The following is a 15,876-nucleotide window of genomic DNA, read 5'->3' as shown; positions in this document are numbered from 1 at the left end:
CACAGGCTCCGCAAGGCTTCAGCCCAACAACTCACTCATGGCAATAATCTGCTCAGCCACCTGTATCAGCTTCTGCTGGCGGCTCATGGCTTGGCGGCGCATCAGGGTGTAGGCCTCTTCTTCGTTGCAGTCCTTCATCTTCATCAGCAGTCCCTTGGCCAGCTCGATGCGCTTGCGCTCGGCCAGTTGCTGGTCGCGGGCATGCAGTTGCGCGCGCAGCGCCTGGTCGCTTTCAAAGCGCGCCATGGCTACATCGAGAATCGGCTGCAAGCGTTGTGCGTGAATGCCTTCGACGATGTAGGCACTGACGCCGGACTTGATCGCCCGGCGCATCACATCGGGGTCATGCTCGTCGGTGAACATCACGATTGGCCGTGGTTGGTCACGGGTCACCAGCACCACTTGCTCCATCACATCGCGGCTCGGTGACTCGGTATCGATCAGGATTACATCCGGACGCACCGTTTCGACGCGCGCGGGCAGGTCGATGGTCAGGCCGGATTCATCGATAACCTCGAACCCGGCTTCGGTCAGGGCCGCCTTCAGACGCCCGACCTTTTTCGCGGTGTCATTGATCAGCAGGATACGCAACATATTCGTAGGCTCCTGTCAGCGGCTGGCGAGAAGGGGAGCGCTGTCGCTCAAGGCGTGCAGCGTGAAGCTGCGGGCATAGCCGGCCGGGTCCGAGCCGTCCCAGACTTTGCCGTCGATCAGTTGACTGCTGCGCATTTCCTGGCTCCGGGCGGGCACACCGGCAGCGGCTGCGGCCTCACGGTATAAGTCTAGTTGCTGGACCTGACGGGCCACGCCGAGGTAATCCGGGTCGTCGCGCAGTAAACCCCAGCGCCGGAACTGGGTCATGAACCACATGCCGTCGGACAAATACGGCAGATTGACCTCGCCATCGCCGTGGAAACGCATGGCGTGCGGGTCTTGCCAGCGATTGCCCAGGCCGTCGGCGTAGTCACCGAGCAAGCGCGGCTCGATGCAATCGAGCGGTGCATCCAGGTATTGAGGGGCGCTCAACAGTTGTGCGGTGCTGCGGCGATTTTCGCGGCTGGCTTCTATGAATCGGCTGGCTTCGAGGATCGCCATCACCAATGCCCGGGCGGTGTTGGGGTATTGCTCGACGAAGGCGCGGGTGCAGCCGAGGACTTTTTCCGGATGATCGGGCCAGATCGTCTGGGTGGTGGCCATCGTAAACCCGAGATTCTGCTGCACCGCACTTGCAGCCCACGGCTCGCCAACGCAGAAACCGTCAATGCGCCCGGCTTGCAGGTGCGCGACCATTTGTGGCGGCGGCACCACTACGCTGTCGACATCCTGCAACGGATGAATGCCCTGACTTGCTAGCCAGTAATACAGCCACATGGCGTGGGTGCCTGTGGGAAATGTCTGAGCAAAGGTCAGTTTTGGGCGACTTTGGTGCACATGCCGGTCCAATGCTTCAGGACTGGTCACGCCCAGGGCCTGCAAACCGTGGGAGAGGTTGATGCTCTGGCCGTTCTGGTTCAGGCCCATGAGCACGGCCATGTCGGTGGACGCTACGCCGCCGATGCCCAGGTGCACGGCGTAAATCAGGCCGTACAGGCTGTGGGCGGCGTCGAGTTCGCCGCTGACCAGTTTGTCGCGCAGGTTGGCCCACGACGACTGGCGCTTGAGATTCAGGGTCAGCCCGTAGGGTTGGGCGAAGCCCTGGGTGGCGGCGACCACCACTGAGGCGCAGTCACTCAGGGCCATGAAGCCGAGGTTGATTTCGGTTTTTTCCGGGGCATCGCTGCCATTGACCCAGGCCAGCGGGCCGGCTGATGGTTCGTTCATCGATTTCGCACCTTCCAAAAAAAAGCGTCGTCCCAAGGCCCTTGCGTGGGCAAAGCCGAGTGACGACGCCATTGTCCTTCCACTCATTCCGCCGTTGGCATGAGTGCTGATGCCTGTGATGGTGCAAGGCATATGCCATCGCGGGTTGATTTTGCCGCGCGCCTCGCCTGTGGGGCCGATGCGCGGCTATAATCGCCGCCTCTCATCGCCAACCGAGTCAAGCCTGCCCATGTACACCCTGGCCCGTCAGCTGTTGTTCAAACTTTCCCCGGAAACCTCCCACGATCTGTCTCTGGATCTGATCGGCGCGGGCGGGCGTTTGGGCCTCAACGGCTTGCTGTGCAAGGCGCCGGCAAAAATGCCGGTGACGGTCATGGGCCTGGAGTTCCCGAACCCGGTTGGCCTGGCGGCCGGTCTGGACAAGAATGGCGCGGCGATCGACGGTTTTGCCCAACTGGGTTTCGGTTTCGTCGAAATCGGCACCATTACCCCGCGTCCGCAACCGGGCAACCCGAAACCACGGATTTTCCGTTTGCCGGAAGCCGAGGCCATTATCAACCGCATGGGTTTCAACAACCTCGGCGTCGATCACTTGCTCGCTCGCGTCGCGGCGGCCAAGTACAAGGGCGTGCTGGGCATCAACATTGGCAAGAACTTCGACACCCCGGTTGAGCGTGCGGTCGACGATTACCTGATCTGCCTGGACAAGGTCTATGCCCACGCCAGCTATGTGACGGTCAACGTCAGCTCGCCGAACACCCCGGGCCTGCGCAGCCTGCAATTTGGCGACTCGCTCAAGCAATTGCTCGCCGACCTGGCCACCCGTCGGGCGGAACTGGCCCTGCGCCACGGCAAACATGTACCGCTGGCGATCAAGATCGCGCCGGACATGACCGACGAAGAAACCGTGCAAGTGGCCCAGGCCCTGATCGAAACCGGGATGGACGCGGTGATCGCCACCAACACTACCCTGAGCCGCGTCGGTGTCGAAGGCATGGAGCATGGTGACGAGGCGGGCGGGCTGTCCGGCGCGCCGGTTCGCGAAAAGAGCACCCATACCGTGAAGGTACTGGCGGCGGAGCTGGCTGGTCGTTTGCCGATCATCGCCGTGGGCGGCATCACTGAAGGCAAGCATGCGGCTGAGAAAATCGCCGCGGGTGCGAGCCTGGTGCAGCTCTACTCCGGCTTCATCTATAAAGGCCCGGCGCTGATTCGTGAATCGGTGGATGCCATTGCCGCGTTGCGCTAACTGACATCTGGGGTGCGGTGTACACGATCGGTGTAGGAGCTGCCGAAGGCTGCGATCTTTTGATCTTGCTTTTTACAATCAAGGGCAAGATCAAAAGATCGCAGCCTTCGGCAGCTCCTACAGGGAGATCGTGTTTAGTCTACAGGCGTGTTTAGCCAGAGATCAGACATAAAAAAGGGCTCCCCGAAGGAGCCCCTGGGCCGAAGCCCGCCGTCCGGATGGGACGTGCGTGGTTAAGTCGTTGCGTAATCAGATTGTCGTGTCGGAGTGTGTGCCCTGTATTAGCCGACGGCGTGAAGTTCGTTGAGTCTATGGATTCCCGCAGTGCCGGTCATACCGTCCCAGTTGTCGCCGCGTCCTTCGCGCCAGCCATTGATCCAGGCTTGGCGTACCGACGGTAGAGTAAATGGGCAAAGCTCACGGGATTTACCACCAACGCCATATTGATATCCGCGCAAAAATGCTCTTTCCAACGGATCACGCTTAAGTCTTCTCATAGGGTGTTGCCCTCACTTGTTGACTGTATTTATCGCGTCGACCTCAATCGAGGTCAGGCAGAAAAACTCTGCCGTTGGTGGCTCGCTGCCGGCGTCGCGAGCCAAGGTGTTGACGCCGTTGCGACGTCAACCTGAGTTGAGTTCTAACCAATGCGTCACATCGTGGGAATGATCGTTTTGTCATAAGAACGTAACCATAAAGATGCTATGGCCATAAGTAACACGATATTTGTCCCGTGTTTATTGGCCAAACCCCGGTATGATCGGCCCTGCGCTGGAGGATGAGCCGGGCCTTTAACGAAAATGACCCGCGTTGCACTGGGGGACTATTCGACGAAGGGTCGACTTATGACATTTTGTTGCATAACTTTTTTATCTGCCCTGGCATCTAAGCTCTTTTAACCCGAGCAGTCAGGGTGGGACGGCACACCTTCGTGCCACGCGGGCGCTCTTTTAGAAAAGCGCCTGATTGAAAACCGGATCGGCAATGCGTTGTCGGTTCACTTAGCTAAAGGCTCTGGAATTACCATGTCCGATCGTTTCGAACTCTTCCTCACTTGCCCAAAAGGCCTCGAAGGCCTGCTCATCGAGGAAGCCGTCGGGCTTGGCCTTGAGGAAGCGCGTGAGCACACCTCGGCTGTGCGCGGCATGGCCACCATGGAAACCGCCTATCGCCTGTGCTTGTGGTCGCGTCTGGCAAACCGCGTGCTGCTGGTGCTCAAGCGCTTCCCGATGAAGGACGCCGAAGACCTCTACCACGGCGTGCTGGATATCGAGTGGCAAGATCACATGCTCAACGATGGCACCCTGGCCGTCGAATTCAGCGGTCACGGTTCGGGCATTGATAACACCCATTTCGGCGCCTTGAAGGTCAAGGACGCCATCGTCGACAAACTGCGCACTCCACAAGGTGATCGTCCGTCCATCGACAAGCTCAACCCGGACCTGCGCATTCACCTGCGCCTGGACCGTGGCGAAGCGATTCTGTCCCTCGACCTTTCCGGCCACAGCCTGCACCAACGCGGTTATCGCTTGCAGCAGGGCGCGGCGCCGCTGAAGGAAAACCTCGCGGCGGCGATTCTGATCCGTTCCGGCTGGCCACGGATTGCCGCCGATGGCGGCGCGCTGGCCGACCCGATGTGCGGTGTCGGTACGTTCCTGGTGGAAGCCGCGATGATCGCCGCCGACATGGCGCCGAACCTGCGTCGCGAGCAATGGGGCTTTACCGCCTGGCTCGGCCACGTGCCGGCGCTGTGGAAAAAGCTCCACGAAGAAGCCACCGAACGCGCCGCGGCCGGTCTGGCCAAGCCGCCGCTGTGGATCCGCGGTTACGAAGCTGACCCGCGCCTGATTCAACCGGGCCGCAATAACGTCGAACGTGCCGGCCTGAGCGAATGGATCAAAATCTACCAGGGCGAAGTCGCGACGTTCGAGCCGCGCCCGGACCAGAACCAGAAAGGCCTGGTGATCTGCAACCCTCCGTACGGCGAGCGTCTGGGCGATGAGGCGAGCCTGCTCTATCTCTACCAGAACCTCGGCGAGCGTCTGCGTCAGGCGTGCCTGAACTGGGAAGCGGCGGTGTTCACCGGCGCCCCGGACCTGGGCAAGCGCATGGGCATCCGCAGCCACAAGCAGTACTCGTTCTGGAACGGCGCCTTGCCGTGCAAATTGCTGCTGATCAAGGTCACGCCGGACCAGTTCGTCACCGGTGAGCGTCGCACGCCGGAACAGCGTCAGGTCGAGCGCGAGCAAGCTGAAGTCGAAGTCGCCGACAACGATGTGGCACCGGGCAAGTACGAGAAGTACAACAAGAACGGCAACCCGATCAAACCGGCCCCGGTGGTGATCGAGCAACCGCGCTTGAGCGAAGGCGGGCAGATGTTTGCCAACCGCCTGCAAAAGAACCTCAAGGCCCTCGGCAAGTGGGTCAAGCGTGAAGGCATCGACTGCTACCGCGTTTACGATGCCGATATGCCGGAATACTCCATGGCCATCGACCTGTATCAGGATTGGGTCCACGTCCAGGAATACGCCGCGCCGAAATCCATCGATCCGGAAAAAGCCTCGGCGCGTATGTTCGATGCCCTGGCCGCCATTCCGCAGGCCCTGAACATCGACAAGAGCCGCGTGGTGGTCAAACGTCGCGAGCGTCAGAGCGGCACCAAGCAGTACGAACGCCAAGCGGCACAGGGCAAATTTGTCGAGGTCAACGAAGGTGGCGTGAAGCTGCTGGTGAACCTCACCGACTACCTCGACACCGGGTTGTTCCTCGACCACCGGCCGATGCGCATGCGGATCCAGAAAGAGGCGGCCGGCAAGCGCTTCCTCAACCTGTATTGCTACACCGCGACCGCCAGCGTTCATGCGGCCAAGGGCGGCGCGCGCAGCACCACCAGCGTGGACCTGTCGAAAACCTATCTGGATTGGGCGCGTCGCAACCTGTCGCTGAACGGTTTCTCCGACAAGAACCGTCTGGAGCAGGGTGATGTGATGGCTTGGCTCGATGCCTGCCGTGACGAATACGACCTGATTTTCATCGACCCGCCGACCTTCTCCAACTCCAAGCGCATGGAAGGGATCTTCGACGTGCAGCGTGATCAAGTGCAGTTGATCGACTTGGCCATGGCACGTCTGGCGCCGGGCGGGGTGTTGTACTTCTCCAACAACTTCCGCAAGTTCCAGCTCGAGGAAAACCTCACCGAGCGTTATGCCGTTGAAGAAATCACCGCCCAGACCATCGATCCGGATTTCGCCCGTAATGGCAAGATTCACCGTGCCTGGAAAATCACCGCTCGCTGACACCTGAGCACGATTGGATCCACAGGGTCTTGATTTTTAAAGGCTCTTGGGTCCTTTCAGTGCTGGTCAAATTGGTGGCTAATGGCTATAACTCAATGCATGGCCAATGGGCTTTTCCGGCACCTGGCGTTTTGAGTTGCCTCTATGTCGTTGCACGCCGTGCGCCCCAAGATCCTGGGTTTTATCAGCGAAGATGTTTCGGCCTGGCTGGTCGCGCTGCTGGTATTGCTCGTCGGCGGGATTCTCACGGGATTGCTGGCCTGGGCAACCCTCAATCAGTTTCAACAGCAATTGCGGCAACGTTTCCAACTGCTCGCCAGTGAACGTTACAGCCGTATCGAAGAACGTTTTGAAGATCAGGAGCAGCGCCTCGACGGCCTGCGCCGGTTCTTCGTCAATTCCGGATCGGTGTCCCGCGAGGAATTCGACGGTTACGCCAAACCTCTTTTGCGTCGTACCCAGGCCTACTCCTGGGCGCCACGGGTTTCCCGCGCCGAACGACCTCTGCTTGAACGCGCGGTGCGTGAAGAAGGCTTGAGCGATTTCACCTTTCGTGAACTCAACGCCGATGGCCAGTTGCAAGTGGCCGGCGAGCGGGACGAGTACGTACCGGTGCTCTATACCCAAACCCAGAGCCGATTGCCCACGCCGCTGGGCTACGACTTGTTGGCCCAACCCCTGCGTCGTGCAACCCTGGAACGTGCCAATCGCAATGGCCGCATGGTCGTGTCGCAACCGCTGCATTTGGTCGGCATCGAGCCCGCCTATTCGCGGGGCGTATTGCTGGTGGCCCCGGTCAGCCGTCAGCAAATCCCGAGCGCCGCGCCCGACGGTTATGTCATGGCGGTGATCAGCATGCGCCAACTGCTGGCGGATGGACTGCCGGAAGAGAATCACGACTCTCTCTCGGTGCGTATTCTCGACTTATCCACCGATGATCAGCATGAAGTGTTGTACGAGTCGAACAACACGGCGGGGGCCAGCGATCTTTCGGCCACGCGATTGCTGCGTCTGGCCGACCACGACTATCAAGTGGACATGCGCCCAAGCGCCGCGTTTCTGCAAGCCAACCATTCCTCGGTAGCCAGCCTGGTGGTGCTCGGCGGTTTGCTCAGCCTGCTGCTCAGTGTGCTGCTCTATGTGTTGGTCAATCAGCGCCAACGAGCGCTGAAACTGGTGGAACAGCGGACCCAGGAACTGCATGCCCGTGAGCAAGAGTTGCGGGGTACTCATGGCCAGTTGCGCGGTGTGCTGGATGCCGCGACTCAGGTGGCGATCATCGCCACCGACCTGCGCGGAATCATCAGCACCTTCAACGCCGGGGCAGAGCAGATGCTCGGTTACTCCAATGGGCAGGTCGTGGGTCACATGACCCTGGAAAACCTGCACCTGCCCCGGGAGCTCGAGGCGCGGTCGGCAGAGTTGAGCGCGCGCTACGGCAAACCGATCCCGACCTGTCAGGCGATGTTGGTCGAAGGCGGGGAAGAGGGCGGTCATGAAGCTCGGGAGTGGACGCTGATCCGCCGCGACAGCAGCCATTTGCTGGTAAACATGCTGGCGACCCCGGTACTCGACGAGCAGGGTTTGTGGGTCGGCCACCTGGCAATCTGTATCGATATCACCGAACGCAAGCGCGTCCATGAGGCTCTGGCGGCACGGGACCTGTTATTGAAGAAGCTCAGCGCCCATGTGCCCGGTGGCATTTACCAGTTCAAGATGGAGTTCGATGGCCGCTTCAGCGTGATCTACGCCAGTGACGGTATGCGCGAGATCTACGAGCTCGAGCCGGACGTGCTGTTGCTCAATGCCGAAGCGATATTCGCGCGGATTCATCCTCAGGATACGAGCCGGGTCCGCGCCTCGATCCGGGCCTCGGCAGACACCCTCAGCCCCTGGCGCGAGGAATACCGCGTGCAATTGCCCGCGCGTGGTCTGCGCTGGGTCCGCGGTGAAGCGACCCCGGAGGAACTGCCCGGTGGCGGCGTGCTGTGGCATGGTTACATCTCGGACATCTCCGACCTCAAGCGCGTGGAAGAAGAGTTGCGGGCACTGTCGGTGACCGACTCGTTGACCGGGATCCACAACCGCCGCTACTTCCAGGAGCGCCTGACCACCGAAATGGCCCGGGTCGAGCGCGGCGGTGGCGAATTGTCGGTGATCATGCTCGACATCGATCACTTCAAGCGCATCAATGACCAGCATGGTCATGCCGTGGGTGATCGGGTATTGCAGGCCGTGTGCGAGCGCATTGGCGGTCGCCTGCGGCGCACTGATGTGTTCTGTCGCCTGGGGGGCGAAGAGTTCATGGTGCTGTGTCCGGATATCGACGGTGTACAGGCCCAGGTGCTGGCCGTGGAATTGTGGCAAGGGTTGCGCAGTTCGCCGATCGACGAGGTCGGGACCATCACCGCGAGTTTCGGGATTGCCAGTTGGAAGGCCGGAGAGGGCGCGGATGCGCTGCTGTTGCGGGCTGACTCAGGGGTCTATGCGGCGAAGCAGGCGGGAAGGGATCGGGTTGAGGGGCAGATGAGCTAAGGCCGCGTGCCGGCCCCTGTGGGAGCGAGCCTGCTCGCGATGAGGTTCTAACATTCAACTTGGATGTCGACTGTTATACCGCTATCGCGAGCAGGCTCGCTCCCACATTGGACCTAAGGTGTTCTATAGATCCGGTTACAACACCGACGCCGTGGTTGGCAGTTTTGGCTGGCGGTACAGGTCCAGCAGCACCTGATCCAGCACCGAGGAGGCGCCAAACGGTGCCTTGTCGTTGAGGATCGCCACGACCGCCCAGGTATTGCCATTGATGTCGCGGCTGAAGCCGGAGATGGCGCGCACGGTGTTCAGGGTGCCAGTCTTGACGTGGGCCTCACCGGCCATGGCCGTCTGTTTCAGGCGCTTGCGCATGGTGCCGTCGGTGCCGGCAATCGGCATCGAACTGATGAACTCGGCGGCGTATGGGCTATGCCACGCCGCTTGCAGCATCGCCGCCATTTCCCGCGCACTTACCCGCTCGGCACGAGACAGACCGGAGCCGTTCTCCATCACCAGGTGCGGCGCGGTGATGCCTTTTCTTGCCAGCCACTGACGCACCACACGCTGGGCCGCCTTGGCGTCGTCACCGTCGGCGTCGGTGCGGAACTTCTGGCCCAGGCTCAGGAACAATTGCTGAGCCATGGTGTTGTTACTGTATTTGTTGATGTCGCGAATGATTTCCGCCAGGTCTGGCGAGTAGGCCCGGGCCAGCACCTTGGCGCTGCTCGGCGTCGGTGCCAGACGATCCTGGCCCTGGATGCTGCCGCCCAATTCCTTCCAGATCGCCCGCACGGCACCGGCGGTGTAGGTCGCGTGGTCGAGCAGCGACAGGTAGGTCTGGGAGCTGCAACCTTCGCCCAACTGGCCGCCGACGGTCACGGTGATGCTGCCATCAGTCTGGGTCACCGGGTTGTAACGCACGCCACCGGTGCATTGCTTGGAGTTGAGCGCCTTGACCTGATTGTCGATGCGGATGCTGGCAATCGGTGGCTCGACCGACACCAGGACCTTGCCCGAGTCGTTACGGGCCACGAAGCGCAGGGCCTTGAGATTGACCAGCAGCGCGTCGGGTTTGACCAGGAACGGTTTGTTCTCGTCATTGCCATCGTCGTTGAATTCGGGCAGTTGCGGTTGCACGAAGAAGCCACGGTCCAATACCAGATCGCCGGTGACCTGGGTGACGCCGTTGGCACGCAAATCGCGCATCAGCAGCCAGAGTTTTTCCATGTTCAGCTTCGGATCGCCGCCACCCTTGAGGTAGAGATTACCGTTGAGGATGCCACCACTAAGGGTGCCGTCGGTGTAGAACTCGGTTTTCCATTGATGGTTCGGGCCAAGCATTTCCAGCGCGGCATACGTGGTCACCAGCTTCATGGTCGAGGCCGGGTTGACCGAAACGTCAGCGTTATGAATGGTAGGGGTGCCCGGGCCGTTGAGCGGGATCATCACCAATGACAGGGCACTGTCCTGCAACTTGCTGGCCTTGAGGGCCTTTTCGACATTGGGCGACAGGGCGGTGTTGATCGGAGCGGCGGAAACCGGGAGGGCCAGAGGCAGAAGAAGGCTGGCCAGCAACAATGGACGCAAAGATTTGATCATCTGAAATAAAACCCTACAGCCGAGGGGGGAAAAAACGAGGGCATGGAAATAAATTCCCTCAGTGGTCATGAAAGTGTCGGCATTATGCCCCAAGGTGTAGCGGCTTGTGCCGTACCTTGGCCCTCTAATCCGCTATTTTTTACCGACGGTAGGCGTAGCGCCGTTCTGAGGCGGGCAATCGGCGCCTTAAACTGCTAAAGTGCCGCCCGTTATTACTTATGAGGATTGTTCCAATGGCGACTAACCGTTCCCAGCGTCTGCGCAAAAAACTGTGCGTCGATGAATTTCAAGAGCTGGGTTTCGAACTGAACCTGGATTTCAAAGAAGATTTGGCTGATGAAGCCATTGATGCTTTCCTCGACGCGTTCCTGAAAGAAGCCATGGAAGCCAACGGTCTGGGCTATGTGGGCGGCGACGACTTCGGTCTGGTGTGCCTGCAGAAGCGTGGCTCGGTTTCCGAAGAGCAGCGTGCCGCTGTTGAAGCTTGGCTCAAAGGCCGCAGCGAACTGACCGAAGCAACCGTCAGCCCGCTGATCGACGTCTGGTACCCGGAAAAGCCGATCAATCCGGTAGCTTGATGTTGAAAAAAACGGCGACCCAAGGGTCGCCGTTTTTTTATGCCTGCTTTTTGTAGGAGCGAGGCTTGCCCGCGAAGACGGAGTTTCATTCAACATTAGACATCGACTGACACGACGCCTTCGCGGGCAAGCCTCGCTCCTACACCTTGCGCCAGTTCAAGATAACCAGCGTCAACACCCCCGCCACAATCCCCCAGAACGCCGAGCCAATGGAAAACAGCGTCAGCCCCGATGCCGTCACCATAAAGGTAATCAGCGCCGCTTCCCGTTCCTGCACTTGCGCCATGGCAATGCTCAATCCATTGATGATCGAGCCGAATAGCGCCAGCGCGGCAATCGACAGCACCAGTTCTTTAGGCAATGCGGCAAACAGCGCTGCCAGCGTCGCGCCGAACACCCCGGCAATCCCGTAGAAAATCCCGCACCAGACGGCTGCCGTGTAGCGCTTGTTGCGATCTTCATGGGCATGCGGTCCGGTGCAGATCGCTGCGCTGATGGCCGCCAGGTTGATGCCGTGTGAACCGAACGGCGCCAACAGCAACGAGGCAATGCCGGTGGTGGTGATCAGCGGCGAGGCCGGCACGTTGTAGCCGTCGGCGCGCAATACGGCGATGCCCGGCATGTTCTGCGACGTCATCGCCACCACGAACAGCGGGATGCCGATGCTGATAGTCGCAGCCAGGGAAAAATGCGGTGTGGTCCAGACCGGTGTCGCGACTTCCAGGTGGAAGCCACTGAAATCCAGCAGCCCCATGAACCCCGACAGCGCGGTGCCGATCAACAGCGCGGCGAGCACGGCGTAGCGCGGTGACAGGCGCTTGACCAGCAGATACGTGAAGAACATCCCCAGGACCAGTGCGGTCCGGTGCTGGGTGGCGACGAAAATCTCGCTGCCGATCTTGAACAGAATCCCCGCCAGCAACGCCGCCGCCAATGAGGCCGGAATCTTTTTCACCAGCCGTTCGAAGCTGCCGGTCAAACCACAAATGGTCACCAGCACCGCGCAAGTAATATAGGCACCAATGGCCTCGCCGTAGCTGACACCGCCCAGGCTGGAGATCAGCAGTGCCGCGCCGGGGGTCGACCAGGCAATGGTGATCGGGGTGCGGTAGCGCAGGGACAGGCCGATCGAGCACACCGCCATGCCGATGGAGATCGCCCAGATCCACGACGAAATCTGCCCGCTGCTAAGGCCCGCTGCTTGCCCGGCCTGGAACATCAGCACCAGTGAACTGGTGTAGCCGGTCATCATGGCGATGAAGCCTGCGACGATGGCCGAGGGCGACGTGTCAGTCAGGGGGCGAAGCTGCGTGTGCGTGGCATCGGTCATGACAGCGGTGTTCCTTGTTCTGATAAAGATGTCCGTAGCCGCTGAACCCTGTAGGAGCGAGGCTTGCCCGCGAAGGCGTCGTGTCAGTCGATATCAATGTTGAATGACACGACGCCTTCGCGGGCAAGCCTCGCTCCTACAGGGATAGCGTTCAGGCAGCGGATTCTGCGTTCAAGCCTAAACTGAAAAGTAACCGGTCGTTGCAATACAGCGAGGGCGACAAACAGCCGTACAGTCGTGTTGCCACCTTCCATTGTGTACAATCGCGGTGTTTTTTACGCGATACTTGCCAGCGACCCACTGTGCCGTATTACAGTCACGGTCAATTCGCCGCAGTTCTCCCGACTCGAGTGCCCATGAACGAACAGTTGCAACCCCTCAAGAAACAACCGCGAGCAGGCAAAGCCGGCCGCACCGGTACCCAGGACGATATTGTCTATGCGCATATCTTCGAGGCCATCCTCGAACAGCGTCTGGCGCCCGGCACCAAGTTGAGCGAAGAAGCGCTGGGGGAAATTTTCGGGGTCAGCCGCACCATCATTCGCCGCGCGCTGTCGCGTCTGGCCCATGAAGGCGTGGTGTTACTGCGACCGAATCGCGGCGCTGTCGTTGCCAGCCCGAGTGTCGAAGAGGCCCGTCAGGTGTTTATGGCGCGGCGTCTGGTGGAGCGGGCGATCACTGAGCTGGCGGTTCAGCACGCCACTGCCGAGGAGATTGCCGACTTGCGGCAGATGGTCAACGACGAGCGCGACAGTTTCTCCCGTGGCGATCGTGGCGCCGGAATCCGTTTGTCGGGCGAGTTCCACTTGAAGCTGGCCGAAGCGGCGAAAAACGCGCCGCTGATCAGCTTCCAGCGCAGCCTGGTGTCCCAGACTTCGTTGATCATCGCCCAGTACGAGAGCGGCAACCGTTCCCACTGTTCTTACGATGAACACACCCAGTTGATCAACGCCATCGAAGCGCGGGACGCGACGCTGGCGGTGGACCTGATGATGCATCACATGGACCACATCGACAGCAAACTCAACCTCGACGAAGAAAGTGCGTCGGATGATTTGCATGCGGTGTTTTCGCATTTGTTGCAGACCAAGAAGCCGGGGCGGCCGGTCGCCAAACTCTGATAGACCGAGGCGAGCCCATCGCGAGCAGGCTCGCTCCCACAGGGGAATGCCATTCAAATGTGGGAGCGAGCCTGCTCGCGATAGCGATCTGACAGGCAATAAAAATCCCCCGGGCTGTTCGGCTACGGGGGATTTTTTATGCTTGGAGAAAACTAGCGCTGATGCACCAGATTCCCCGCCGCATACGTCTGCAACACCGTCCGGTCATCCCCCAGCGTCATCAATACAAACAACGTCTCGGCAATGTTATTGGCCTGCTTCAGGCGATAGCTGAGCAGTGGCGTGGCGTTGTAATCCAGCACCAGGAAGTCCGCGTCGGTGCCCGGTTGCAAGGTGCCGATCTTGTCTTCCAGGCGCAGGGCGCGGGCGCCGCCGAGGGTGGCCAGGTACAGCGACTTGAACGGGCTCAGCCGTGCGCCTTGCAGTTGCATGACTTTGTAGGCTTCGTTCAGGGTTTGCAGCAGCGAGAAACTGGTGCCGCCACCGACGTCGGTACCGAGGCCGACATTGAGTTTGTGCTTCTCGGCCATCGGCAGATTGAACAAGCCGCTGCCGAGGAAGAAGTTGGAGGTCGGGCAGAAGGCGATGGCCGAACCGGTTTGCGCCAGGCGCGCGCATTCGTCGTCGCACAGGTGTACGCCGTGGGCGAACACCGAACGCTCACCGAGCAATTGGTAGTGATCGTAGACGTCCAGGTAGCCCTTGCGCTCCGGGAACAGTTCCTTGACCCACGCGACTTCCTTGAGGTTCTCGCTGATGTGGGTCTGCATGTACAGATCCGGGTATTCGCTCAGCAACTGGCCAGCGAGGGTCAGTTGTTCCGGGGTGCTGGTCGGGGCAAAACGCGGTGTGACGGCGTAATGCAGGCGACCCTTGCCGTGCCAGCGTTCGATCAGCGCCTTGCTTTCGACGTAGCTCGATTCGGCGGTGTCGGTCAGGTAGTCCGGCGCGTTGCGGTCCATCATCACCTTGCCGGCGATCATCCGCAGGTCCAGCTGTTCGGCGGCCTCGAAGAACGAGTTCACCGATTGCGGATGCACACTGCCGAACACCAGCGCGGTGGTGGTGCCGTTGCGCAGCAGTTCCTTGATGAAAATACCCGCGACTTCGTCAGCGTGGCCCTTGTCGGCGAACTGGCTTTCACACGGAAAGGTGTAGGTGTTGAGCCAGTCCAGCAGCTGTTCGCCATAGGCGCCGACCATGCCGGTTTGTGGCAAGTGGATGTGGGTGTCGATGAGGCCGGGGGTGATCAGTGCGTCCTGATAATGGGTGATCTCGATGTCCGCGGGCAGGGTCGGCAGCAATTCGCTGGCGTGGCCGATGGCGCTGATCTGGCCGTTCTCGACCACCAGCAGGCCGTCTTCGAAATACTCATAAGAAGCTTCGATGCCCACTTCGGCGGGGTCGGCGATGCTGTGCAGGAGGGCGGCGCGGTAGGCTTTGCGAGTTGCAGGCATGGGAGTTCTCAATTCGTGGCTTCTTATTGTTCGAAGCTTTTTAGTTCAAAGCCTGGCTGCGGCGTGAAGCAGGCAGCAGTTTGGCGATCGATGATCCGGCGCTGGCGGTGTGCTGGCCGAAATTCGCGTTATAGGTGGCGATGATTTCGCCGGCGATGGAGATGGCGATTTCCACAGGCAACTTGCCTTTGACTTCGCCAATGCCCATCGGGCAGCGCATGCGTTGCAGCACGGAGTTGTCGAAACCACGATCACGCAGACGGTGTTCGAACTTCACCCGTTTGGTCTTCGAACCGATCAGGCCGAAGTAGGCGAAGTCGTTGCGTTTGAGGATCGCGGCGGTGAGTTCGAGATCGAGTTGATGGTTGTGGGTCATGACGATGCAGTAGCTGCCGGTGGGCAGGTCATCGACTTCATCCAGCGGTTCTTCGGTGACGATTTTGCGCACGCCGTGGGGGATCTGCTCGGGGAATTCCGCTTCCCGCGAGTCGATCCAGCGCACCCGGCACGGCAGGCTGGCGAGCAGTGGCACCAGGGCCCGACCGACGTGGCCGGCGCCGAATACCGCAATCTGCGCCTGGACCTGGCCCATCGGTTCGAACAGCAACACGGTCACGCCGCCGCAGCACTGGCCCAGGCTGGCGCCGAGGCTGAAGCGCTCCAGGTGGGTGTCCTGCCGGCCGCTGGCCAGCATCTCGCGGCCGATCTGCATGGCCTTGTATTCCAGATGCCCGCCACCGATGGTGTCGAACGTTTGCGTGGCGCTGATGACCATCTTCGAGCCAGCATTACGCGGCGTCGAGCCGAGCTCTTCGATGATGGTCACCAACACACAGGGTTCACCCCGGGTTTGCAGGTCGGCGAGGGCGTCGATCCAGTTGTACATGTTTCAC

Annotated in this window: 12 protein-coding genes; 5 read left to right on the top strand and 7 right to left on the bottom strand. The window is 60.4% G+C overall.

The features are described from left to right. Window positions 1-18: 18 nt before the first annotated feature. Together KGB14_RS05930 and KGB14_RS05925 are read right to left on the bottom strand one after the other, a co-directional pair. Window positions 19-594 carry an ANTAR domain-containing response regulator gene (locus tag KGB14_RS05930; protein WP_008006986.1) on the bottom strand — a complete coding sequence of 192 codons (576 nt, stop codon included), beginning with the start codon at window positions 592-594 and terminating at the stop codon, window positions 19-21. Between the two features lie 15 nt (window positions 595-609). After that, window positions 610-1,821, bottom strand: a complete 1,212-nt coding sequence (locus tag KGB14_RS05925; protein WP_223484693.1) for a CmpA/NrtA family ABC transporter substrate-binding protein — start codon at window positions 1,819-1,821, stop codon at window positions 610-612. A 229-nt stretch (window positions 1,822-2,050) separates the two neighbouring features. Here KGB14_RS05925 and KGB14_RS05920 point away from each other — a divergent pair, with 229 nt between their 5' ends. After that, window positions 2,051-3,070: a quinone-dependent dihydroorotate dehydrogenase gene (locus tag KGB14_RS05920; protein WP_223484691.1), complete on the top strand. Its 1,020-nt coding sequence runs from the start codon at window positions 2,051-2,053 to the stop codon at window positions 3,068-3,070. A gap of 281 nt (window positions 3,071-3,351) precedes the next feature. Here KGB14_RS05920 and rmf read toward each other — a convergent pair whose 3' ends face one another. Continuing rightward, on the bottom strand, window positions 3,352-3,567 hold the full coding sequence (rmf, locus tag KGB14_RS05915; RefSeq protein ID WP_003223300.1) for a ribosome modulation factor: 216 nt from the start codon (window positions 3,565-3,567) through the stop codon (window positions 3,352-3,354). 528 nt (window positions 3,568-4,095) lie between these two features. Between rmf and rlmKL the strand changes: the two genes are divergently transcribed. Together rlmKL and KGB14_RS05905 are read left to right on the top strand one after the other, a co-directional pair. Continuing rightward, entirely contained in the window at window positions 4,096-6,366 is a 2,271-nt protein-coding gene (gene rlmKL / locus KGB14_RS05910; protein WP_223484689.1) for a bifunctional 23S rRNA (guanine(2069)-N(7))-methyltransferase RlmK/23S rRNA (guanine(2445)-N(2))-methyltransferase RlmL, read from the top strand. Window positions 6,367-6,510: 144 nt separating this feature from the next. Continuing rightward, the gene (locus KGB14_RS05905; RefSeq protein WP_223484680.1) at window positions 6,511-8,901 is read left to right on the top strand and encodes a diguanylate cyclase; all 2,391 of its coding nucleotides are present in this window, start codon (window positions 6,511-6,513) and stop codon (window positions 8,899-8,901) included. A gap of 135 nt (window positions 8,902-9,036) precedes the next feature. On the opposite strand, the gene dacB is transcribed toward KGB14_RS05905, so the two are convergent. After that, on the bottom strand, window positions 9,037-10,497 hold the full coding sequence (dacB, locus tag KGB14_RS05900) for a D-alanyl-D-alanine carboxypeptidase/D-alanyl-D-alanine-endopeptidase (protein WP_223484671.1): 1,461 nt from the start codon (window positions 10,495-10,497) through the stop codon (window positions 9,037-9,039). Window positions 10,498-10,730: 233 nt separating this feature from the next. On the opposite strand from dacB, the gene KGB14_RS05895 reads away from it, so the two are divergent. Further along, window positions 10,731-11,075, top strand: coding sequence for a YggL family protein (locus KGB14_RS05895; RefSeq protein WP_007896965.1), 345 nt, complete (start codon window positions 10,731-10,733; stop codon window positions 11,073-11,075). Window positions 11,076-11,214: 139 nt separating this feature from the next. Here KGB14_RS05895 and KGB14_RS05890 read toward each other — a convergent pair whose 3' ends face one another. After that, window positions 11,215-12,405, bottom strand: a complete 1,191-nt coding sequence (locus KGB14_RS05890) for a benzoate/H(+) symporter BenE family transporter (RefSeq protein ID WP_223484663.1) — start codon at window positions 12,403-12,405, stop codon at window positions 11,215-11,217. 356 nt (window positions 12,406-12,761) lie between these two features. Here KGB14_RS05890 and KGB14_RS05885 point away from each other — a divergent pair, with 356 nt between their 5' ends. Beyond that, entirely contained in the window at window positions 12,762-13,526 is a 765-nt protein-coding gene (locus KGB14_RS05885; protein ID WP_223484660.1) for a GntR family transcriptional regulator, read from the top strand. Between the two features lie 152 nt (window positions 13,527-13,678). Here the strand turns inward: KGB14_RS05885 and guaD are convergent, their stop codons facing one another. Both guaD and xdhC read right to left on the bottom strand, forming a co-directional pair. After that, window positions 13,679-14,983, bottom strand: coding sequence for a guanine deaminase (gene guaD / locus KGB14_RS05880; RefSeq protein WP_223484658.1), 1,305 nt, complete (start codon window positions 14,981-14,983; stop codon window positions 13,679-13,681). Between the two features lie 40 nt (window positions 14,984-15,023). Beyond that, complete coding sequence (gene xdhC, locus KGB14_RS05875) at window positions 15,024-15,869, bottom strand: xanthine dehydrogenase accessory protein XdhC (protein ID WP_223484656.1); 846 nt, start codon at window positions 15,867-15,869, stop codon at window positions 15,024-15,026. Between the last annotated feature and the right edge of the window lie 7 nt (window positions 15,870-15,876).

It is taken from the genome of Pseudomonas sp. A-RE-19, assembly GCF_019956555.1.
Lineage (GTDB): Bacteria > Pseudomonadota > Gammaproteobacteria > Pseudomonadales > Pseudomonadaceae > Aquipseudomonas.
The sequence above is the reverse complement of the archived record's forward strand: the minus strand, read 5'-3'. Positions and strand labels throughout refer to the sequence as shown.